Annotated in this window: 14 protein-coding genes; 2 read left to right on the top strand and 12 right to left on the bottom strand. The window is 40.5% G+C overall.

Going from position 1 to position 23950, the window contains the following annotated elements:
- Positions 1 to 28: 28 nt before the first annotated feature.
- The 7 genes from G3O08_RS12285 to G3O08_RS12315 all read right to left on the bottom strand — a co-directional run bounded on the left by G3O08_RS12285 (position 29) and on the right by G3O08_RS12315 (position 14460).
- Positions 29 to 2476 (bottom strand): ABC transporter permease, encoded by a 2448-nt coding sequence (locus G3O08_RS12285; protein ID WP_163285676.1) that lies wholly within the window; start codon positions 2474 to 2476, stop codon positions 29 to 31.
- Between the two features lie 27 nt (positions 2477 to 2503).
- Entirely contained in the window at positions 2504 to 4954 is a 2451-nt protein-coding gene (locus G3O08_RS12290) for an FtsX-like permease family protein (protein ID WP_163285677.1), read from the bottom strand.
- 27 nt (positions 4955 to 4981) lie between these two features.
- Entirely contained in the window at positions 4982 to 7336 is a 2355-nt protein-coding gene (locus G3O08_RS12295; protein ID WP_163285678.1) for an ABC transporter permease, read from the bottom strand.
- Between the two features lie 27 nt (positions 7337 to 7363).
- Positions 7364 to 9832: an ABC transporter permease gene (locus G3O08_RS12300; protein ID WP_163285679.1), complete on the bottom strand. Its 2469-nt coding sequence runs from the start codon at positions 9830 to 9832 to the stop codon at positions 7364 to 7366.
- Positions 9833 to 9858: 26 nt separating this feature from the next.
- Positions 9859 to 12243 carry an ABC transporter permease gene (locus G3O08_RS12305; RefSeq protein WP_163285680.1) on the bottom strand — a complete coding sequence of 795 codons (2385 nt, stop codon included), beginning with the start codon at positions 12241 to 12243 and terminating at the stop codon, positions 9859 to 9861.
- Between the two features lie 4 nt (positions 12244 to 12247).
- On the bottom strand, positions 12248 to 12937 hold the full coding sequence (locus G3O08_RS12310; protein WP_163285681.1) for an ABC transporter ATP-binding protein: 690 nt from the start codon (positions 12935 to 12937) through the stop codon (positions 12248 to 12250).
- Between the two features lie 269 nt (positions 12938 to 13206).
- Positions 13207 to 14460 (bottom strand): efflux RND transporter periplasmic adaptor subunit, encoded by a 1254-nt coding sequence (locus tag G3O08_RS12315; protein WP_163285682.1) that lies wholly within the window; start codon positions 14458 to 14460, stop codon positions 13207 to 13209.
- A gap of 705 nt (positions 14461 to 15165) precedes the next feature.
- Here G3O08_RS12315 and G3O08_RS12320 point away from each other — a divergent pair.
- Together G3O08_RS12320 and G3O08_RS12325 are read left to right on the top strand one after the other, a co-directional pair.
- Positions 15166 to 16503, top strand: coding sequence for a sigma-54-dependent transcriptional regulator (locus tag G3O08_RS12320; protein ID WP_163285683.1), 1338 nt, complete (start codon positions 15166 to 15168; stop codon positions 16501 to 16503).
- A complete protein-coding gene (locus G3O08_RS12325; protein ID WP_163285684.1) occupies positions 16493 to 17842 on the top strand; it encodes a sensor histidine kinase in 1350 nt (449 codons plus the stop codon). Before G3O08_RS12320 ends, G3O08_RS12325 begins: the two co-directional genes overlap by 11 nt.
- A gap of 166 nt (positions 17843 to 18008) precedes the next feature.
- Here G3O08_RS12325 and G3O08_RS12330 read toward each other — a convergent pair whose 3' ends face one another.
- The 5 genes from G3O08_RS12330 to G3O08_RS12350 all read right to left on the bottom strand — a co-directional run bounded on the left by G3O08_RS12330 (position 18009) and on the right by G3O08_RS12350 (position 23784).
- Entirely contained in the window at positions 18009 to 18263 is a 255-nt protein-coding gene (locus tag G3O08_RS12330) for a UPF0175 family protein (protein ID WP_163285685.1), read from the bottom strand.
- Positions 18264 to 18343: 80 nt separating this feature from the next.
- On the bottom strand, positions 18344 to 18571 hold the full coding sequence (locus G3O08_RS12335; protein WP_163285708.1) for a hypothetical protein: 228 nt from the start codon (positions 18569 to 18571) through the stop codon (positions 18344 to 18346).
- Positions 18572 to 18731: 160 nt separating this feature from the next.
- Complete coding sequence (locus G3O08_RS12340) at positions 18732 to 21383, bottom strand: T9SS type A sorting domain-containing protein (protein WP_163285686.1); 2652 nt, start codon at positions 21381 to 21383, stop codon at positions 18732 to 18734.
- Between the two features lie 167 nt (positions 21384 to 21550).
- Complete coding sequence (locus tag G3O08_RS12345; protein ID WP_163285687.1) at positions 21551 to 21934, bottom strand: hypothetical protein; 384 nt, start codon at positions 21932 to 21934, stop codon at positions 21551 to 21553.
- 245 nt (positions 21935 to 22179) lie between these two features.
- Positions 22180 to 23784, bottom strand: coding sequence for a T9SS type A sorting domain-containing protein (locus G3O08_RS12350; protein ID WP_163285688.1), 1605 nt, complete (start codon positions 23782 to 23784; stop codon positions 22180 to 22182).
- Positions 23785 to 23950: the final 166 nt, after the last annotated feature.

The following is a 23950-nucleotide window of genomic DNA, read 5'->3' on the forward strand; positions in this document are numbered from 1 at the left end:
GTTTTGAAAACCCGGCAGGTCTTCTGCGTTACTCCGTTCTCAAACTTTTTACCGGATTTCTCCGCGCTGTAGAAATCGTTTTAAAGCTCATAATAATCAAAGCTAAAATCAAAATTCCCAAACCACTACTCACAAAAACCCACCAGCTCAAACTGGTTTTATAGGCATAATCCTGCAGCCAGCTATTCAATCCATACCAGGCCAGTGGCGCCGCTAAGGCAAATGCGATGACCACGAGAACCAGGAAATCTTTGCAGAGTAAAACATTGATTTGAGCGATGGACGCACCAAGAATTTTTCTTACCCCGATTTCTTTCACGCGCCGTTCGGTGGTATAAATAACCAGACCCAAAAGCCCAAGGCAGCTAATCAAAACTGAAAGCCCGGTTGCCCAATTGAGCAGCTTGGTCATGCTGGTTTCCTTTCGGTAAAATTTTTCTACGGTTTCATCCATAAATTGTAAATCAAAATCAGCTCCAGGATAAACCGACTTCCAATGGTTTTCGGCTTTTGCTATCACGCCCGACCAATCGGCTGAATTGGCTTCATGTAGTGCTAAATGAACGGTATTAAATTGGGAATACCTCTGTCGACTCCAATCGCCAACGAAGGCCATGGGTTCTATTTTCGATTTTAGGGAGCGCTGATTAAAATCGCCCATCACCCCAACAATTGGCACCTTTTCACCACTGTAATCGATCATTTTGCCAATGGCATCCTGTGGCGTTTCAAAACCCAGTACCTTACGAAACGTTTCGTTGATGATAAATTCGCGGATGGTATCATTCCGTAATTTTCGACCGGCAAGAAGGCCAATACCATAAAGATTCAGATAGCTGCTATCACCATAAAGCAATTGCAATTCGCTGTGAATTTGATTCTCTCCATCAAGATAATCTACTTCCGTAGAATGCCAACTAAATGAAGCTGGCGGTGAACCACCAAGGCTTATTTTTTCAATTTCCGGAATAGCCTTCAGCTTTTGAATAAACAACTCCCTTTTTTCCATCGAGCTATCAAGCCATGGTGTTCTCACATACGTTATGGCATCTGTTTTGAAACCCATATCTTCCTGCATCAAAAAGTGAATTTGCTTGCCCACCATGATCGTAGAAATGATAAATACCTGTGCAATTACAAATTGAAAAACGATCAAACTTTTACGTAAAGTTGCGTGACTATTGGAAGAGAAAATTCTGGATTTAAAAACCGAAACAGGTTTGAAAGATGAAAGAACCAATCCCGGATAAAACCCTGACAGAAAAGTAACTAAAATAATCAAAACCAATGCCGCACCAATTATTACCGGATCGGCAAACAAGCCGAAATGCAATCCTTCGGGAATGAAATCGGCAAATATTTTGAGCAATCCTGCCGCCAAAAGAATTGATATCGCCGCCGCAAACAGTGTGAGCACGAACGTCTCACCAAGAAATTGAAATACGAGTTGCTTTTTGGAGCTTCCCAATGTCTTGCGAATCCCAATTTCTTTGGCGCGCTGAGACGCCTGAGCCGTATTGAGATTAATAAAATTGATGCAGCCCAAAGTCAGCAGAAAAAGTGCAATTAAGAGCAGACTGATGAGCACAGACTTATCTGCATGGTGAGGCGTGAAATCAAAAACACCATAGTTCTCACTAAAGTGAAGATCGCTTAAAGGCTGAAGGTGAAATGTGCGATAGTCTCCATATGTTTCAGCGTCTTCACTTTCATGCTCTTTCGCCAATTCGTCCAATTGGGTCTGAACATTTGTATGGGCATTTTTATTATTTAATTTTACAAAAAGCTGGGTGTTGGAACTTGTGCTATGCCAGTTGTCGTCCAATATTTGATCCTTCATATACGACTGATTTGCCGTAGCCAAAGAGATAAATTCTTGAAAAGTAAAATCTGAACGTCCTTTAAAATCGGCAACAACTCCGGTCACTTTCGCCATCACAGAATCATCGTAAGTAAGCGTTTCACCAATTAGATTATCAAAATCTGTATTTGGAAAATATTTCTTCGCACGGCTTTCAGTCAATACAACTTCATTGGGATTCTGTAGGGCAGTTGCCTGATTTCCCGCAAGGAAATCATAATTCAAAAATTGGAAAAAATCAGTATCGGCATAAATAACTTTTTCTGGATTATTGAAAGTTTTTGCCGAAGAACCAGCCTCTACTCTAGCCGGCTCGGAAGTGAAAAAAGTAGTCGATTTTTGAACGCCTGTAAATCCTTCTTTTATTGCTTTGGTTAACGGAACCGCAACTCCTGAATTGTAGTTGTCCCCTTCTGGTGAACTATAATCAGTTGTGATACGATAAATCAGCTCCCCATCTTCGTGAAAATTATCAAACGTAAAATCGTAATAAACCATCAGGCCAATTACAAAAGAAGCGCTCAAGCCAATGGCCAAACTGATGACATTGATCAATGAAAAAAGCTTGTTTTTCCAGAGATTTCGAAAAGCTATTTTGAAGTAGTTTTTTAGCATGATTGTTCGGTTATTGGTTGGTATAAATTACTCCGTTCTTAAACTTTTTACCGGGTTTTCCATTGCCGTTTTTATGGTTTTAATGCTCATGATAACCAGGGCTAATCCAATCATGGCTATACCACAGACAGCGAAAACCCACCAGTTTAATGTCGTTCTATTGGCAAAATCTTTAAGCCAGATATCAAGTGCCCAATAGGCTATGGGAGTTGCAATCGCAAATGCTATAACAATCAGCAACACAAAGTCTTTGCATAATAAGGTGTTGATTTGTACGATGGAAGCTCCCATTATTTTACGAATACCGATTTCCTTTACCCTTCGTTCTGTAGTGTAAATAACCAAGCCAAGCAATCCCAGACAGCTAATTAGCACCGATAATCCCATTGCCCACTTGAGCAACTTGGACATGCTACGCTCTTTATTGTAAAACTTTAAAACGGTCTCATCCATAAACTGCAAATTGAAATCTGAATCGGGATAAACCTCTTTAAAATCTTCTTCTACTTGCGCTAAAGTTGAACTTAGGTTTATCGTATTTTCCATTGGCAGACTTATATGAATAACGGTAAATTGTGTTTTCCAGACTTTTCTGTATAGATCTCCCACAAATGCCATGGGGTCAATAGCGCCTTTAAGAGACCCTTGGTTAAAATCGGCCATAACTCCTGTTATCACGTAGGGCGTGCCACCGGATAAAACAGTTTTATTTAAAGCTTCTTCATTATTTGCAAACCCTAGCTTTTGGACAGTTATCGCATTAATTATTGCTTCACGAATTGTATCGTTTCGACGCATTCGACCGGCCAATAGCGGTATATCGTATAGTTCAAGATAGGTTGAATCTCCGAAGAGAAGTAGCACATTTGCCGTTGTTTCATTTTCACCATTTGTGTAATCAAATGAAGTCATGCTGAAGCCAAAAGAGGCTGGAGGTTGTCCACCCATACTCACTTTCTCGATTTGTGGAATGTTCCTTAATTTTTGAAGGAGTAATTCTCTGCTATCTACTTTCTTATCGTGCCAAGGCGTCTCTACATAAACTATTGATTCTGTCTTAAATCCCATATCCTTCTGAACGAGAAAATCGATTTGTTTAGTTACTAAAAACGTTGCGATGATAAATATGTATGCTATCGTAAATTGGAATACAATCAAGAATTTTCGCAAACCATTTTTACCCCGAGCAGTTAAATTTTGACCTTTTAGAACTTTGGCCGGATGAAATTTTGAGAGTATTATTCCGGGATAAAACCCCGCAAGCAAAGCAACTGATAGCAATAAAATCCCTACGAATGATAGTAGATATGGATCAGTCAAAAGAGAAATATTTACACCTTCTGCTATAAAATCATCAAATATATTGATCAGCCAAACGGATAGGATTACGGAAACTATTCCCGCAATGACCGTTAACAAAAATGTTTCTACTAAAAATTGGACAATCAATTGTTTTTTAGAGCTGCCTAAAGTTTTTCGAATACCTATTTCTTTAGCCCTTTGCGTTGCTTGTGCGGTATTGAGATTGATAAAATTCGCACAACCCAAGATCAGCAAAAAAAGAGCCACCAGACTTAGCATCACCAATACATCTTTATCAGCAACAGATCTGGTTTCATCATAGATATTATAGCGCTCGTTGAAATGTAAATCTGTAATTGGCTGGGTAAAGAATTCTCGTGTTTCACCGGTTTTTATAGATTGTTTGGTTTCGTGGGCACGTGCTGTTTTTTCTAACTGCTCCTGAACACTTGCTAAAGAGGTAAGCGGCTTTAGTTTTATCCAAAGTTGAGCATTGCCATCTGTCCCATGCCAATTGGAGTTAAAAACCCGGTCTGCAACATCGGTTTTCGCTGCAGTTTTTAGCGACACAAATTCTTGAAAGACAATGTCTGTTCGCGCTATAAAATCAGCGACGACCCCTGTAATTTTGACAGGAATAGAATCGTTGTAAATCAACGTTTTACCGATTGCTTGCGAGGGCGTCAAATTCGGAAAATAATGTTCGGCTCTTGATTTGGTTAAAATGACCTCATAGGGATTCGATAAAACGTTGTTTTGCGACCCAGCCAACCATTTATATTCGAAAAAATCAAAATAGTTCTGGTCTGTAAAAATGACCAATTGTGGTAGTTTGAATTTTACCTCTTGCTTTTCTTGGGTGACATTGACAGGACTATATTTATAAAAAAACAGTGAAGTTTCAATTCCCGAAAATTCTTCTCTGACCACATCAACCAGCGGTATTGAAATTCCTGAATTGAAAGCACCACCTTCAGGATCATTAAAAATGGATGTAATTCTAAACATGCGATCACCATCTTCGTGAAAATTATCAAACGTAAAATCGTAATAAACCATCAGGCCAATTACAAAAGAAGCGCTCAACCCAATGGCCAAACTGATGATGTTGATCAATGAAAAAAGCTTGTTTTTCCAGAGATTTCGAAAAGCTATTTTGAAGTAATTTTTAAGCATGATTGTTCGGTTTTTGGTTGATATAAATTACTCCGTTCTTAAACTTTTTACAGGGTTTGCTATGGCCGCTTTAATGGCCTGATAGCTCACAGACAACAGGGCAATCAAAACAGCTGCAAGCCCGGCAATGGCAAAAACCCACCAATCAATATTTATTCTATACGCGTAATTTTGAAGCCAATCATCCATTATCCACCAAGCAAAGGGAAAGCTGATGATACAGGAAAGACCAACGAGTTTTAAAAAATCAAGAGACAACGAAGCTGTAAGACCTTGAACGCTGGCACCCAAAATCTTTCGCACGCCAATTTCCTTGGTGCGCTGTTCTGCCGTATAAGCGGCAAGACCGAAAAGGCCCAAACAGGAAATTAGAATGGCCAGCGCGGCAAAAATTCCCGCTAATTCGCCAATTAGGGTTTCCGTTTTGAACGATTTTTCAAATTGCTCGTCTGCAAATTTGTATTCAAAAGGATAGCTGGGATTGTTCTGCGCCATGATATTTTTGAGAGCCGGCAATGCATTGGCTAGGTCGGTATTTCGCTTGAACCGTATGTTTAGGTAATTTCCAGACGCGCTTGCGTAGAGCACAAGCGGCGAACTCTTCTCATATAAATTATTGTAAACAAAATCGTTAACAACTCCAACAACCGTCAACGGCTCATTTTCCCACTGAATAGTAGAGCCCACAATATTTTTATTCCCTACAACATCTGCAAAAGCTTGATTGACTATAATGTTGGTACTATCGGCATCTGTATTGGCATAAAAATCACGACCCGTTTTGACACTAATTCCCATTGTTTTTAGGTAATCTGGCGTAACTCCTTCGTAGGTTATCATAACCTGGTTTTCCGGATTTTTACCCTGCCAACTGAAGTTTGCGGCACTGCTGCCTTTATCTAATGGGGTATTTGTGCTCATGGAAACATTGTCCACAAAACCGCTTTGCAAAAGTTCGTTTTTTATCGGGTCAAAATTCTTTTGAATATTCCCGTTCACACTCGCATAGACCAAATGCTCTTTGTCAAAACCCAGATTTCTGTCCTTTATATGCTGTATTTGTTGATAGATTAATATGGTGCTGATAATCAATATTACCGAAACGCTAAACTGAGCCACTACTAATCCCTTCCTAACCCATCTGGCACTTCCTTCTTTTATTTTCAGCCCTTTTAAAACTTTAACGGGTTTAAATGAAGACAGGTAATAGGCCGGAAATATTCCCGAAATAACTCCACACAGTAGCGTTATACTCAATAAACTACTTAAATGAAGCGGATCAAAAAAATTGACTAAAAGTTCTTTTTCGACAAGAATATTAAAAAAGGGCAATGAGATATAGATCAATAACACCGCCAACAGTGTAGCGATGAGCGCCGTGATAATAGACTCGCTCATAAACTGAAAAATCAACCTGTTTTTTCCGGCGCCGAGTACTTTCCTTATACCCACTTCCCCTGCCCGTTTTTGGGAACGTGCCGTGCTGAGATTCATAAAATTGATACAAGCGATTATCAAAATAATCCACGCAATAAGGCTGAAGAGTTTGACATATTTTATTCTTCCGGTGATTTCTTTTCCGTTTTCAAACGTATCATACAGTCTCCATCGAGACATGGGATATAATGACATTTTCATTATGGATCCTTTATGCTTTGTGCTTATATAATTGTAGAGTGTTTTATTGATGGCGGTAATATCGGTTTTGGGTTCGAGTTCTGCATAGGTGTTTACGCCGATGCTCGCCCAGTATTCCAGCCAATTATTCTCTTGTTCGTAGACTTTAAAAGGCAAAAGCCATTCGAACTCAAAAGACATGTTGTCGGGAAGATCTTCTATAATCCCACTCACAACGTACTCTTTTTCCGTATTGATTTTCACGCTTTTGCCAATAACATTATCTGTGGATCCAAAAATCCTATTTGCTAAATTTTGAGTGAGAATTACAGAGTACAGTTGATTGAAAGCAGTAGACGGAGAACCTTTTAAAAATTTCAATTCAAACATGTCCAAAAAAGCAGGATCGACATAATTTCCTTTAGCATTTAGGTTCTTTTCGTTTATGGAAAAGAGCTTTTGACTAATTACAGAAGAGCGGGCTGAATTTTCGACCCCTGGTATATCCGCCGACAGATTAGCTGCCAAAAGCCCAGATGTCGCATCATAAGTATTGATACTGTTTTTATCCGCAAGGAAGGTTTTTATCTTATACAGATCAGCTTTATTAGCAAAATAATCATCAAAACTCACTTCATCTTGTACCCAAAGAAAAATCAAACTTGCACAGGCTATCCCAATAGCAAGACCAAAAATATTGAGCGCGCTGTATCCCTTTTGTTTCCACAAATTTCGAAAAGCTATTTTGAAGTAATTTTTAAGCATGATTGTTCGGTTTTTGGTTGATATAAATTACTCCATTCTTAAACTTTTTACTGGGTTTGCAATAGCAGCTTTTACCGCTTGAATGCTCACCGTAATTATCGCAATTGCCAATGCCGAAGTACCAGCCACGACAAATACCCACCAGGGAATATCTATCCTATATGCAAAATCTTGAAGCCATTGGTTCATAGCAAGCCAGGCAATGGGCGAAGCCACAATAACTGCGATGAGTACCAGCCGTAAAAAGTCGGTAGAAAGCAGTTTTACGATTTCGGCAACATTGGCTCCCAGCACCTTGCGAATACCTATTTCTTTGGTTCGCTGTTGTGCGGTAAATGCTACCAAACCAAAAAGCCCTAAGCATGCAATAAAAATAGAAAGGGAAGTAAAAATTCCATAAAGCTTGGCCAATTGCTGGTCTGATCGATATGCGGCATTGAGATCATCTTCCAAAAAGGAATATTGAAAAGGGACATCCTGCTGATAGCGCTTCCATTTGTTTTCTATACTGGACAGAAGTTCTTTTGGATCGGCAGATTTGTATTTGACAGTGATAAAAGAAGTGCCGGTATCATAGCTTTTCGATGTATTCGAGAAAAGCGCGAAAGGCTGGATGGACTGATGCAGCGACTGCAGATTGAAATCTTTCACCACACCTATCACCGTATAGTCCTCCATATTGCCACCGGGATAGCGAATTTTTTGACCAACAGGATTTACCCACCCGATTTGTTTGGCAGCAGCCTCATTCAGGACTATAGAAAGGGAATCATTGAAGCGAGCGTCAAATCCCCGCCCATGTATAATTTGAAGGTCGAGCGTAGAGATAAAATGGTCATCAACCAGATACGATTCCAAAACAATATCCTTCGCTACCGCATGATTCGCCTCATTGGTTTGCGGCAGATAAAAATCACCAAAAGACCCCTTTGTGAAAATACTTGTAGAGCTTGTGGCCGCCTTCACCTGCGGCATCGCAGCCAACTCTTGCCTGAAGAAATCCTCACTTTTACGAAGGGTTTCCGTGTTGCTAATTACCAAAATGTTTTCTTTATCGTAGCCAAGATCGCGCTGCTGAATATACCTCAACTGAATAAACACAATGAGCGTTGAGATGACCATTACGATGGCGATAACAAACTGAAATACCACCAATCCATTCCGCAGAAAACCATTTTTAGTAGCGGTTAAACCTCCTTTTAATACGGCAACAGGTTTGAATGAAGAAAGGAAAAATGCGGGATAAATACCGGCGAGAAAACCAGTGAGTAAAATCAGTCCTATAAGGATTATCCAAATTCCATTATTGAAAATATCCGTGAAGAAAATCGTTTTTCCCGAAAGGGAATTGAAAAATGGAAGCAGCAAAAAGACAAGTAAAACGGCGAAACCCGCGGCAATGAGCGTGTATAAAAGAGCTTCCGCCAAAAAGAGTTTCATAAGCTGACTTCGAGGCGAACCCAATACCTTTCTGATTCCAATTTCTTTATTGCGTTTGCCAGCCTGGGCCGTTGCCAGATTGGTGAAATTCACACAGGCAAGCAGGATGATGAAGAAAGCAATGAGACCAAAAATATAAAGGTTCTGAATATCGCCTTGATCCGAAATTGCCGAAACAATCTCTCCCGATCGCAAATGAATGTCGGTAAGTGGCTGTAAATGAAGATCCCAATGGTTGCCGTTTTTCAAGAACTGTTCGTAAGGTTGACCAATCCGATCGAAGGCTCCTGCGGCCTGGGTTTTCACCATGTCTGGAAATTTTGACTCCAGACGGGCAAGTGTATTTGGGTCTTTCGCGGCCTGATCAGTCAGCTTTACATACGTGGCCACATTGAGCCATACCCAACTCCAGTTGAAATAGGCTACATCACCGAAATTCTCGACCGGCATAAGCATATCAAATTTTACTGTGGCCGGAAGGCTCGTAAGGTCTTCAAGAACACCCGTTACTTTGAGCGGTTGTTTTTCACTTCCGTAAAAAAGTGTTTGACCAATGGGGTTGGTTTCACCAAAATACTTTTTGGCTATTTGATGAGTAACGACCGCACTATTGACCGCTTTCAAACAGGTGGTGGGATCTCCCTGTGCGAGTGGGTATGAAAGCAACTCAAGGAAATTGGCATCTACAGCGTAAATATTTGTTTCGTTAAAAACCAGCTCGCCATTTTCCGTTTTGGCTTCAACTACATCTGCATTAGGTCGGTAAATGCGTGTAAAGCTTTCAATTTCAGGAAAATTTTCGACCAAAGCTGCCCCGGCGGGGGGTGGTGTATAGCCGGCGTAGAAAGCATTATCGCCCATTTTACCATCAATATTGACCCGGTAAATCTGATCAGAATCTTTAAAAAAGGTGTCGTAGCTCAACTCGTCTTGAATGTATAAGCCAATCAAGATCACACAGGTCAATCCAATAGCCAAACCAAGAATATTAATCAGACTATTCACCCGGTATTTCAGGATATTCCGCCACGCTATTTTAAAGTAGTTTTTAAGCATTGTATTTTCTTTTACAGGCCATTAATCTATTCTGTCTTTAAGCTTTTAGTTGGGTTTGCTGTAGCCGATTTTATTGCTTGAATTCCGACTGTAAACGATGTTATGAGTAAAGCGATTAATCCGCTAAGCGCAAACATCCACCACTTAATGCTTATGCTATAAGCAAAACCTGCCAACCATGCGTTCATAACATACCATGCTATCGGGAAGGCGATAAGCGCCGCAATACCAACAAGTAGCACATAATCTTTAGAAAGCAAAACGATAATTTTTACTACACCTGCACCCAGAACTTTTCTGATGCCAATTTCTTTTACCCGCCTTTTAGCCATGAAACTAATTAGACCGAACATACCGAGGCAAGAAATAAAAATAGTTAAAAGTGCTACCACATTTACCGTTTTTAGCATCCCTTCAATCAAGCGATATTGGCCACTAACTTTGTCAGTCAAAAATTCCTGTTTGTATTCTCTGCGAGAATCGATGTTTCCAATACCAGTTGCAATTTGTTGCTGCACACTTTTTTCGTGTCCTTTTTCAACTCTTGCAGAAAGAAACCGATGAGATGCTATAGCATCTCTTTCACGATACAAATGAGCCAGCGGCTCAACCGCGTTTTGCATATCCTGATAATGAAAATCTTCCATTACGCCTATCACAGGATAATCTGGTGAACCGCTCTCTTTTCCCTTCAACCGCTTTCCTTCAATAGACTCCCATCCAAGGGCCTTCATCGCCGTTCTATTGATAATTACCGAATTATCTTCGTCTTTATCGAGATTTTCATCAAAATCCCTACCCATAACCAATGGAATTTCAAGTGTTTTGAGGTAACCCTGATCTGTACGAGCATAACGGGTTCTGATTTCATTATCTGTTTCAGGATCATAAAATTGAGTATAATTGAAGTTGTAATCGGAAGGAATGGCCTGACTTACCGAATAGGTTTTAACATAAGGGTTTGCTTCGAGCTTATTTAAAAGCGTATTGAAACTTGCTGAAGCAGATACCTCATCTTTATATTCCAAATTAATGTTCCCAATAATGACATTTTCTTTGTTGAAACCCAAGTCAGCATTTTTCATAAAGCCAATTTGGCTATTCAAGATGATGGCCACACAGATGAATAATATGGCTATAGAAAACTGCAGGACGATAAAAGAATTGCGAACGAAAAAATTACGCTTGATGGCATCAATCTTTCCCTTTATACCTGTTGAAATTGGTACGGAGATAAACCGTAGTGTTGGAAGTATACCTACTACCAGGGTAACCAACAATCCTAATCCTATCGCGAAAAGGATGACCGGATAATCCTTTGCAACAGTAAAGGAGATCTTACCAAAATCGGCTCCGTAGATATCGTTCAATTTTGGCAACAAAATTCCGAGAAAAAGAAGTGCTGAAATAGAGATCGATGCAAATACCAATATGCCATTCTCAATACAAAACTGTATGATGACACTTCTTTTGGTGCCGCCTAATATTTTACGCACCGCGATATTCTTGGTACGGTGAAACATCGTAGAAGCATTCAGATTGAGCAGATTGATAAGTACAATGAGCAATACAAAAATCGAAGCTGCTATTGAGCCACTGATAATAGTATCGACCACCGGAATCGAATCCGTTCTCATACCCGCGAAAGGCATTAGCTTTATAGCCGCAATTGTAGTCGGATTTGAGTAGTTTGTCTCGACCAAATCGTTGATACGCCTTTCAAACTGAGCAATATTCGTAGATGGTCTTAGCTTTAAAAAATTCATCGTGAAACTGTCGCTCCAATTGGCACGCGCTTTAAAGCTGGGAATGTCTTCTAAAAGTTTGGTAGGCATTATAACACCCAGACGGAATGCGGAATACGGACTTATAGGTTCCAAAACTCCGGTTATCGTTAAGTTCAGCGTGTCATGAACACTTATGATTTTACCAACCGGATTCTCTTCGCCAAAAATTTTGAGGCTGACCTTGTTGGTCAGTACAATAGAGTACTTTTTATCCAACGCCGTTTCCGGATCACCATATTTGAATGGCAATGAGAAAACTTGAAAAAATTCGGGTTCTACATAATCCGTCTGTTCTTGGAAATCCAATTCGCCATATTCCAACCACGGTTGAGTCCAGCCTTGTATGTGAGTTGCGGCAATAACTTCCGTAGACGCTTTAACGATTTCTTTTAGCAGCGGGTATGGAGTCTGCGAATATGAATCGCCGCCGGTGGTCATCGTTTTTAAATAGTAGATGTTCTCTTGATTCTCAATATTAGAATCTGCATTATAATAAGCATACACTGAGAAAATAAGGGTTAGTACGCTACCAATTCCTATGCTCAATCCCAGAAGATTAAGACTGGAAAGTAGTTTGTTTTTCCACAAATTGCGAAGCGATATTTTAATGTGATTCCTGATCATCTTTTTAGTGCGTAAACTCTGATAAAATGTTCTCTGTAACTTTCTGGCCGTCGAGCATTCTGATAATGCGGTGGCTGTACTTGGCGTCGTGCTCGCTGTGCGTGACCATAATGATGGTGGTACCAGCCGAGTTGAGTTCTGTCAGCAAATCCATTACGTCATTTCCATTGCTGCTATCCAGGTTCCCTGTAGGCTCATCGGCAAGGATAAGCTTCGGGTGATTTACCACGGCACGCGCTACAGCCACGCGCTGCTGCTGCCCACCTGAAAGCTGCTGCGGGAAGTGTTTGCGCCTGTGCATAATCCCCATTTTTTCAAGCACTTCTTCTACCCGCTGTTTGCGTTCTGCTGGTTTTACACCCGTATAAATCAGCGGAAGTTCCACGTTTTCAAAAACGGTAAGCTCATCTATCAAGTTGAAGCTCTGGAAAACAAATCCGAGGTTATGCTTCCGCAAATTGGCGCGCTTTCGCTCGTTGTAGCCAGCTACTTCGGTGCCATTAAACAGGAAGCTGCCACCATCAGGATCGTCCAATAGACCCAAAATATTGAGCAGCGTAGATTTGCCGCAACCCGAAGGCCCCATAACGGCAACGAATTCACCTTCTTTCACTTCAAAAGACAATTTGTTCAAGGCAATGGTCTTCACATCTTCGGTAGCGTAGTACTTTTCTAAATCTTTTATTTTTATCATCTTTTCCTTTAATTGGTGTCTGTTTATATAGTTCGCTATCTGCGTTGCACGCTCTTTTGTAAACAGTCATTGACATGCGTCAACTCCTTGATTTCCAAAAGTGCGTGCACCTTGCTATCAAACTCTATAATTCAAACACTTATATTTATATTAAAATAATTCATTTAATCTTTTTTCAAAAAGTGTGTCCTTGTACATAAAGCTCTTTGCGCTTAACCTCATGCCTCTGGCTTGATCCGAGGTTTGCGACTTGGCGATTAAAAAAAACATCACTCCTTCAACACCAATTCCTTCACATCCCCATAATTATCATAACTGCTCGTAATCACTTTATCACCGGGATTCAAACCACTTAAAACTTCGTAGTATTCTGTATTTTGACTACCCAATGAAATATCAGTTCTATAAGCCGTATTCCCATCTTCGCTGATTTTGAAAATCCAGTTTCCACCCGTTTGCTGAAAAAAGCCACCTTTTGGGATCAATACAGCCTGCTTTTCGTCGCTCAAGGCCAGGCGTATTTGCAATGTCTGTCCCCGTCGTATTCCCTGGGGCACCGAATCTGCAAATTGCATATCGACTTGAAAACGGCCACTTGTAACCTGCGTGTAGACCTTCTTGATAACCAACGAATACGATTGGTCATTCATCGTAAAACTCCCCGTCTGACCAGTGTAAATTCTCGAAATGTAATGCTCATCAATGTCTGCACGGACTTTAAATCCACTCAAAACATCGATTTGTCCCAGGCGGTCACCTTTGTTTTTAGACTGGCCAATTTCTGCATCGAGCGAAGTAAGCTGTCCTGCGATTGGCGATTTCACAACAAGATCAGCCACTTTGCGACGCATCAAATCCAATGCGCTTTGGGTGCGGGCATAGCTGCTTTTTACCTGCTCGTTTTCCTGCATGATGGCGATAGAATCCTCCTTCAAAATTTCGCCCGAAAGCTTCATTCGTTCTTTTTGATAGTTGTAATCATTTTCGGCTTTAATGAAATCCTGTCTTCCAATGGCTCCCTTTTCATGCAGCACTTTATTGAGTTCATAAACCCGTTTTGATTCAATCAAACTACTCTCCACATCGGTGTATTGGTTGAGCTTGTTGATGGTGTTTTGGCGTGCTGCATTTTGCGAAATTTGCATTTGCGTAAGCAAGTTATAAACCTGCGTTTCCTGGTTTACAAGGCTCAATTCCAAGTCGGTATTTGAAAGTCTCAAAATCGGATCACCTATTTCCAAAACTTCTCCATCCTCAACATATTTTTCTTCTACACGACCGCCTTCAAGGGCATCGAGATAAATGGTAGTGATAGGAAGCACAATTCCATTTACCGGAATATTTTCCTGAAAAACACCATCGCTCACCGTACTGATACTCATCCGCTCTATCTCCACGTTCAGTTTCGAAACGCCACTAGCAGAAGCAATCACAAAAACAATAAAGCACAAGAGTAAAAGGATACCGCCATAAAGCAGGATTTTCTTGGTACTAAATCGTTTCTTTTCAATTGGGATGTCCATTTTACATATCTTTTCATAAAATGGGGTGTGAATACAGTGCCAGAAACGTTGTGCTATGTTTTTCAGTAATTTACACCTTCGTGAAATATTAAAAGTGTTCGGTTTTAATACAGTCTCTGTTCGGTGGTGGTACAGATATATTTTATGCCTTTCGGCGAATGTGAAATTTGTACTATTGTGGGGTGGATGGATGGTTATATACGAACGAATTGATTTGGTTGATTGATTTGTGAAAGATGATAGTAATATTCCAAAATTAATCTGTTCGAAAAGGGAGTAATTCGTTTTGCGATTACTCATGAATTCTGGAAGGATGAAGGATAATATACTTTATAGTGCCAGAGGCACGACCATTATTGTAGCCCAGGGTTTACGCCCTTCGGTTGTGAGATCGCTTCGCTAAGTTTAACCCTGGGTTAAGAATATCCCATACCACCAAAGTGCCAGAGGCACGACAGTTATTACACATTGATTTTCAAATTTTATTTTCTCGAACTAAGAGAATCAGGCAAAAACGATCGTGCCAATGGCACTTGTAAACTAATAAACGAAATTAACCACGGGTTACAAACCCGTGGTTAAAATAACTATCGTGCCTACAGCACTAATAAGTTAAACCGCTATGAAAATACTATCATCTATTTTGGAAAAATAACAATTCTCGTCAAACCACCATACTTTCATATCTTGCACCAATTTTAAAAAATGCACCTTCAAAACACCAAAATATTAATCATTGACGACGACGAAGACGTCCTCACTGCCCTGCGTCTTTTGCTCAAGTCGAAAGTGAAAGAAGTCGTAGTCAGTAAAAATCCAAATCGCATTCAAAACTTGATGGAAGCCACTGCTTTCGATTTGGTTATTCTCGACATGAATTTTAATAGTCTCGTAAATACCGGGAATGAAGGCATCTTTTGGCTCAATAGAATTAAGGAGATTAATCCCGAAATCGATGTGATTTTGATAACCGCTTATGGCGATATCGACTTGGCTATTCGGTCGCTTAAGGAAGGTGCTTCTGATTTTATAATAAAACCCTGGCAAAACGAAAAAATATTAAATGCAGTCCAGGCACTTGTCGAGAAAAAGAAAAAGCAACCCAAGCTCAACCTGAACTCCGAAAACCCAATTATCGGCGACAGCCCCGCCATGGAAAACGTGTTTGTGAAACTGAAAAAAGTAGCTCCGACCGACGCCAACATTTTGATTCTGGGAGAAAACGGAACAGGAAAAGATCTCGTTGCCCGTGCCATTCACGATAATTCGCTCCGTAAAAACAAGCCTTTTGTAAAAGTAGATGTCGGTGCGCTCACCGAAACCCTTTTCGAAAGCGAACTTTTCGGGTATAAAAAAGGTGCTTTTACCGATGCTCGCGCCGATCGAAAAGGCAGGTTTGAGTCTGCTCATGGTGGAACGCTTTTTTTAGATGAAATCGGTAATATTCCCCTTCGCCAGCAGGCACGCTTGCTTACGGTTTTGCAAAACAGACAGGTCACTCCACTGGGCTCCAATGAATCTATTCCGATCGATATTCGCCTGATTTGCGCCACCAACTTGTCCATTGCTGACCTTGCAGATGAGAACACCTTTCGGAAGGATTTGATTTATCGGATTAATACGATAGATTTTACAATTCCCGCTTTGCGCGAAAGGGAAAGCGACCTCAATCTTCTCGCAAATTATTTCGTTGATTTTTACAGTCAGAAATACAGCAAAGGAAGTCTGTCTATGTCACCTGAATTTTTGAAAAAATTAAAAGGGCACCCGTTTCCGGGAAATGTCCGCGAACTGCAATATGTTTTGGAACGCGCCGTGATCATGGCAGAGAAAGCCTCTTTAGCAGCCGACGATTTAACCTTTTCTGCAATTGAAAAACCGCTCAAAGCGGATGTGCAAAAAGAGACAAATCTCGATGCCATTGAACGAAATACCATTTACGCCGTAATCGAAAAAAACAACGGCAATATCACGAAATCTGCCAAAGAACTGGGCATTACACGCGCCGCACTTTACCGCCGACTCAATAAATATGAACTCTAATAGCTACCGGTTTTCGATTTTTATTCGGGTTATGGCTGTGCTCATCTCCCTGCTGGTTCTGGCATTTGGCGTAAGCCTGCAAAACACCTACGCCATTGTGGGTGGATCGGTACTTTCATTAATTTCAGTTTACTATTTGTATCGGTTTCAGGTGAAACGTTTTGTTGAGATGGACGACTTTTTTGAGTCCGTGAAATACCGCGATTTTTCAAGGTGGTTTTCAGAAGAACACGGCCCCGCCGACATCCGCCGTTTGCACAGTGGTTTTAATCTCGTAAACAAAACCATAAAGACAATTGACCAGGAAAGGCAGGCTCAACTTCTATACCTTCAGAAGATTTTGGAGATGGTGGATGTTGGAATTTTTGCCTACAATGTGGAAACCGGCAAAGTGCTTTGGGCAAATGATTCTGTTTTAAAAATGTTGAATTTCCCGGCTTTCAAAAACGTGAGCTTTGTTGAAAAAAGGAGTCCGAAAATCTACGACGAACTTTTTGAAACCTACCATTCAAACACCACTTCTGCAACGCTGGAAATGAATCGGGAAAAGCTAAAAGTATTGATTACCGATACGGTTTTTGAAATGGAAGCCAACTCCTTTAAGCTCATCGTCATTCAAAATATTGAAGATACGCTGAACAGAAATGAGAGTGAAGCCTGGAAAAAACTGCTAAGCGTAATGACCCACGAAATCATGAATAGCATTGCGCCGATTTCATCACTTGCCGAAACCCTTCAGCTAAACATCCAGAACAGTATCGAAAACCCCAGCTCTGAAAAACTGGAACTGGAAGATGTAAACGCCGGCCTGAGAAGCATTAAAAAACGAAGCGAAGGCTTGATGAAGTTTGCAAAGACATACAGAACCTTGAACAAGGTAACCCATGTAAACAAAGAGCGCATTGAAGCATCCAGCCTGTTTAGCAGTATACATGCCTTGATGAAACCATCGCTGGAAGAAAAGTCTGTAGAACTCCATTTCGACCTCACCGATCAGAAACTCATTTTTGAAATTGATTCTTATTTGATAGAGCAGGTGCTAATCAACGTCATTTTAAACGCCATAGATGCCACTGAAAATGTTGCCAATCCACAAATCACGGTTTCTGCCGGATTGAATCACAAAGGCATTGAGCAAATAAGAATCATGGACAATGGAAAAGGCATTCCTGCAGAAATAGCCGACAGTATTTTCATTCCATTTTTCAGCACCAAAAAAACCGGAAGCGGTATTGGCTTGAGCCTTTGCAAACAGATCATGACTTTGCACGAAGGAAAAATACAGTTGAATAGTGAAGTTGGGGTTGGGACTGAGGTGGTTTTGACTTTTCGGAATTAGGGTATGTCTGGCCATAAAGCCCAATATCTGCGTTATGCTCGATTGGAAAACAGTCATTTACAAATGTAAACTCCTTGATTTTCACATCTTCACAAGCCTTGAACTTTATGACCTAGACATACAATTTGGACGACGGACACTAAATAGTTTAAAGATTTCTCATCTGTTACGATGCCCTTTTCTCTTTCAATATTCTTAGATTTTCCAAATCAGTTTCCAAATCTTCGATGTCGTACTTAACGTAAACATCTCTTTTCGCCAATTGCTTTTGAAAAGAAATTTGGTCAAGCTGAGCTAAGTTTCTGGCTTGCCCCATAGATAGCCTGCTAGTATCGTATAGATGAACTGCAATTTCTATTGTCAACTCTTCGGCGGTTATTTCCGCCTTCTCTAAAATGTCTTTTTTAATCAAGAGATCCATAACTCAATTTTAAATTAAGGATACTGAATTTGGCGATGTATTCCAATTTATGTCTTACCTAAGAAACCGTGTAGCTGCTATTAGTGCCATCTATCAAAACGTTTCATTATCTCTTCATTAGAAATATATTCGCCTTTATCCGCCTGGTCTAATCCTGTTTTGATTTCTTCTTGCTCTACTTTTGACATTGCACTCCACCAGTCTTCTTGCTCTGCTTCTAACAGAGCTTTAATTTTAATCAATAAACTTTCTTTTTGCGTTTGAAGCAAAAGCTGCATTAACTCTAATTTAGTGGCTTCGATGTTCATAGTCACAATATTTTCTTTGACCGATATCATTTTTATAGGCAGATCCGATTGACCGATAGTCAGCCATAAATTCACCAGGTTATTTTCATTTCAACCAAAAAAGCCCCACACCAATTAAGGCGTGAGGCTTTACTGAATTCTCACTACTTACTCTTTAATTTTACTGTTTCACAATTCGTTGAGTCGCGTTGATATAATCAGACTGTAGACTCAAAACATACACTCCTTTACTAAGGTTTGAAAGATCAAGTACCGAAGGCTGACCCTTAATAAAAGAACCTGACCCTTGAGCATAAACCATCTTACCGTTCATGTTGAATATTCGAATGGCAACTCCTTCTAAATTATCAGCTCCCGTAGGTACAATATTCAAGTAATCGGCAGTTGGGTTAGGGTATACCTGAATGCCACCTTTTTCAATGTCGTCAACACCCAATGGATTGAGCAATTCGATAAAAATTTTGTCTTCATCCATGCATCCCGTTTCAGAATAAACCTGAACTGAAATTGTGGTTGATTCTGTAACCTCAACCATTATCTCATTATCGGTCTCGCCGGTACTCCACAGATAAGTTGCACCGGCATCATCGCCCGCTGTAAGCGTTACCATAGTTCCTTCCGTGGCCTCAATATCGTCTCCTAAATTCACTAAAGGATTCGCAAACACCAGCAATTCTACTGAAACGCTCGCTTCATTTCCGGAAGCATCAGTAGCCAGATAAGTAAGCGCATATTCGCCTTGAGTGAGGAAATATCCCGGTACAGGACCATCAATTTGCTCAAGCTGTGCAGAGCAATTGTCTGAAACGATGATTGAAACAGATTCTAAAATTCCTTCACACATTTGTATCGGCTCGGGCTGAATAATTTGTGGTGCCATTTTATCAACCACACTCACACTGAAGCTTGTGCTGCTGGCATTTCCTGAAAAGTCGCTCACAGTCATTACAATAATTGAGCTACCTAAATCTTCACAACTAAACTGTGTTTTGCTCAAAGTATGGCTTACGATTCCGCAATTATCTCTCTCCCTCATATCAAGCATTTCCGATGTTAATACCGCCATACCATCGTGATTGAGCTCGATTTCAATATCCATGACTTCAATTTCCGGATAAGATCTATCAACCACATTTACCAAGAGTGTTTTCTGCGCACTATTTCCATAAATATCAGTAACCAAAATCTGTGTCGAAGTTCCTTCCTGCAAGCTCTCGCATGAATAAGACTGTGTTTGGATTTCTACTTCGGCAATTGCACAATTATCGCTTGCGTATGGAAGCACCATGTTTTGCGAAAGAAAAGAAACACCTTCATCATTCAATTCGAGTTCAATACTTTCAAGAAAGAAATCTGGCTTTATAGTATCAAGAACGGTAATTGTAGTGGTGGCTGTGGCCTGGCAATTATTAGCATCGGTCGCCAACACTTCATAATCTCCCGCATTTAAATTGCTGTAAGTGGCATCTGCGGGGCCGTCTGTCCAGTGAAATACAAAGGGCGCTGTTCCGTTTGTTGCAGAGGCAGTCAAAACACCATCACTACTATTTATGCAGTTGGCGTCAGTAACCGTAAAAGTTATTTCAGGATTTCCGGCTGTTGTAATATCTGCGTTTGTAACATTCATAAATACAGCATTTGTATCTTCAAGCACGAAATAAGTTTTGTAAGTTGTATTTGGCAGTAGCCCTGAAATACTAAACACATAGGTCGAATCTGTAGTCATAGCCTGAGATAAAGCGCTTATTGGTGTAACTCCGCCATAAGCTACTCCTGCCTTAATCTGTTCAGCATCGGGGGCTACCGCTCCATCAGGAACGGTCATTAAATACCCTGTGCCCTGCACATTAGATTGTGCTTCATACACAGCACTGTTGCAAGTTACATTTCCAAGTCCTCCGGCAGCGACGGCTACTTGGCTTATCAACGCATCAAGGTCAGTCAAATTGGCCGCGGCATAATACCATATAAATTCATCGCTCTCTTCCGGGGCCAAATCATTCATTCGTACATATATTCCATAGCTCCCATCATTTGTCACAGAAATTGGTGCGGACGAAGGGTTTTGATAGAGCACATTATCCCACGAGCAGCAATTGTTAATAATTGTCTGCGTGCGGTCTGAAGTAGAGAAGAATAAGACTCCCTCTTGAGCCGTTTTTATGCGAATAGCCTTTGCCTGATCTGTCGCATTTGCTATTAAGGCAAAATTTCCGCCTTCTAAATTTCCTCTTTCTTTAAGTGGTTCATCTATACCACCTACATAATCATCACGCGTGCCTATCCAGTAGCGCAGGTTTGGTGCACTCACAGACCCTATGTTAGTAATCTTAGTTTTTATGGTAATAAAACAAGAAGATGCAATGGTATAGGTGTTTTCTACTTCTAGTACTCTTCCATCAGCCGAAAGCGTACCCGTAGAAATAATTTGACCACTACCCGCGCCGGATGTACCAGTAATATATTCAAAACCAGAGGTATTGACTATTTGGTTGGTCAATGCACAATCTGATATGCGTGTACCTTGTGTATTCCAGTCATCGGTACCGTCACCACCGAAAGCAATTGTTTCGTTGAGTGAAATATTTGAAAAAGTAAGTCGCCTCCAACTGCTGTGTTGAACGCTATAATAAAAGGGCTGCTGAAGATTACCGGTGGCATTCACCGAGTTTTGACTACCATTTCCAAAACGCAGCTTTCCATTTTCAATAACGGTTTGTGCGCTGCCTTGCATAGATACCATTCCAAGTAATACTAGCAGTACAAACTTGAGTGACGTGGATCGTAAGTTGAGTTGTAGATTTCTTTCCATATCTTTCGTTGTTTGAGGTTCTTTCAAGACTATTTTATTTCGATAAATTTTGCTTCTCCCAGTTTTGGGCAGACTTGCGCAGCTTAATCACCTTTGACTCACTCACTTTACCTTCTCCGTTCTTCTGATGAATGGTTACTACCGCTTCACAACTTGTCCCTTTTTTGTCAAAACCATCTATTGTGAGATAAATATGGAATGGTTATGTCCATCAGTTCATATTTGGTTAGAACTTTAACTTCCTTTCCAAAAACTTCAAAATCGGCCATACCTTCTTCAAACTGGTCTAAATCCATAATGTAAAGGGTGTTGCTACTGTAGCTTTTCAGCATTTCAGCATGACCAGAATTTTCAAGAAGTGCGCGTACTACTTCTGTATCGTTTCTGTTTATTTTACTGTCTATTACTTTCGTGAATAAGGCCAATTCATTGGACGTATTTAATGGCGAAGGTGATTCTTGAGAAACCTGAGAGACTGCGGGCATAGCAAAATGAAATAGGAAAATAATAATGCTGGTCGCAATAGAAGCTTGGGGGATGTTTTTTTTCATCTTTCTTCAGAGATTGTTCTGGTATGAATACAGAAAAATGCAAACTGAAGTTCAGGATATTAGCTTAGTTTGAATTGAGAATCGATAAGATTTATAAATTCACCTATGGATAGCATAATAGATACCAGACGAAAGGCCCGAACAATTAATATGAATCTAGAGAATAGGGCGTTATGGGAATTGAACGCAGAGCGAAGCCTAGAAATTTTATTATTAATGCAGAAGGACTCTGACTTTTTTAGTAGCTACATCTTAACGAACCGTGCCATCATGCTAACGTCTCCCGATATGCTCAGGATATAAACCCCCGCCGGAAAAGATCGCAGATCAACTGATTGAATCGAATTACTCAAAACCCCCTGGATTAAACGTTTTCCGGAAACGGAATAAATAGAGAAAGACTTTCCGGATAGAGTTGAAGCGTGATTGATTTGAAGAAAATCTGATGACGGATTGGGATACAGTTGCAGTTCTGATTCCTTAGAAATTTTTGAGATATCGGTTGCTGTTTCACTCAACTTCGCAGTAAATGTTTGATAAAAATCTCCCGTAAAACTGTATTCTTCTGAAAAAGTACAATTGCCCAACATGAATCCGTTGACATAATAACTATTTCCTGCACGGCTCATAGACAAACCACTGGTAGTTCCCGATTGGGTCTGTACCCCTTTATACCATTGAGCATCACCAAGAACATCTAGCTTAAGGACAAAAAGGGAACTCTGTGACCCCGGATCAGCGAGCAGGGTATCCTGATTCCAGGTGAGGTAATTTCTAAAAAACCCAGTTATGGCCAGCCCGTCATTTTCGGCAACCAGAAATTCTCCTTTACCGGGGTTGGCATCGCCTACAGCAAAATTAGGGACTTCTTTGGCCCAATGAAGTTCTCCCTGAGGATTATATTTAGCAATATAAAAATCATATACCCAGTTTGGCCCCTCGAGAGCAATATCTCCCATCATAACACCGTCGTATAATTCGTCGCTAAAATAGATGGAATTCCCGTCTGGAGATACCCGCACACTCGGCTCCGGGCAGGTCACATCGTCAAAAATACGTATCCACTCAAACTCGTGAGAACTATTGTATTTCACAAGAAATTTATTGTAATCTCCGGCTCCTTCCACCGTTGTTCCATTAAAATCTGAGGTGCCATCCTGACTAAGGCAAGATCCCGTGAGGTATATATTACTTAAAGCATCCACGTCAAGATCATTGGTAAAAACACTATTCTGACTTATCGTCTCAAGATGCTCAAATGTTGTTGAATTGTATATTTCAATATAACTGTAATCTACAAAGCCATTGCCGTTTAACATCGCATAGAGCAAATCACCTTTCAGGCAAATAGCGGCAGGATTTTGATCTCCGACAGTTGACGATGCAGGAATTACATCTTCAATTGCACCTGCCTCTGAAACACGAATAAGCACGCTTTGAGCCGCTGTCTCCGCTACTGGCAGCATAAAGTTTCCCAGAATAAGATTGCCATTAAAACTTCCAAATAGAATGCATCCCCCGCTTGTTGTAGCAACAATTTGGTTGATAAACAAGGTGTCGTTCAAATTTATCGACCAGATGAGGTTACCCTCAGAATCGTAACGTGTAAGATCTATTGATCCCATATTTCCCGCTCCTGTGTCAATAAAACCTTCAGAAGTAAGCGCAGTAAATTGATCGCCGGTAGCGCTTACCGCAAATGCATCTGTTCCCAAAAACGGATTCCCCGCTTGTGGGTATGGTGATGCCAATACCCAATCGTACTGGAATATTTGAGATTGAGCTAATCCCAAATTGAGAGTGAAAAAATAAGCGAATAGTAAAGCGAGGTAAGAGATTGGTTTTCTCATAGGAGAAACAAATGTAATCAATTGACGATGAAAGGGTTTTGATGGTTGCACGGTACACTTAAATTTTACCGTGGCACTTTAGGGTTGTTTTTGTCCACCAAAACTTACAGGAAGTGACAATACCTATACAGGGCCCAATTGGAAATCGACTATTACTAAAAGTGCT

Source organism: Cryomorpha ignava, assembly GCF_010686655.1.
In the GTDB taxonomy this organism is placed as follows: Bacteria; Bacteroidota; Bacteroidia; order Flavobacteriales_D; family Cryomorphaceae; genus Cryomorpha; species Cryomorpha ignava.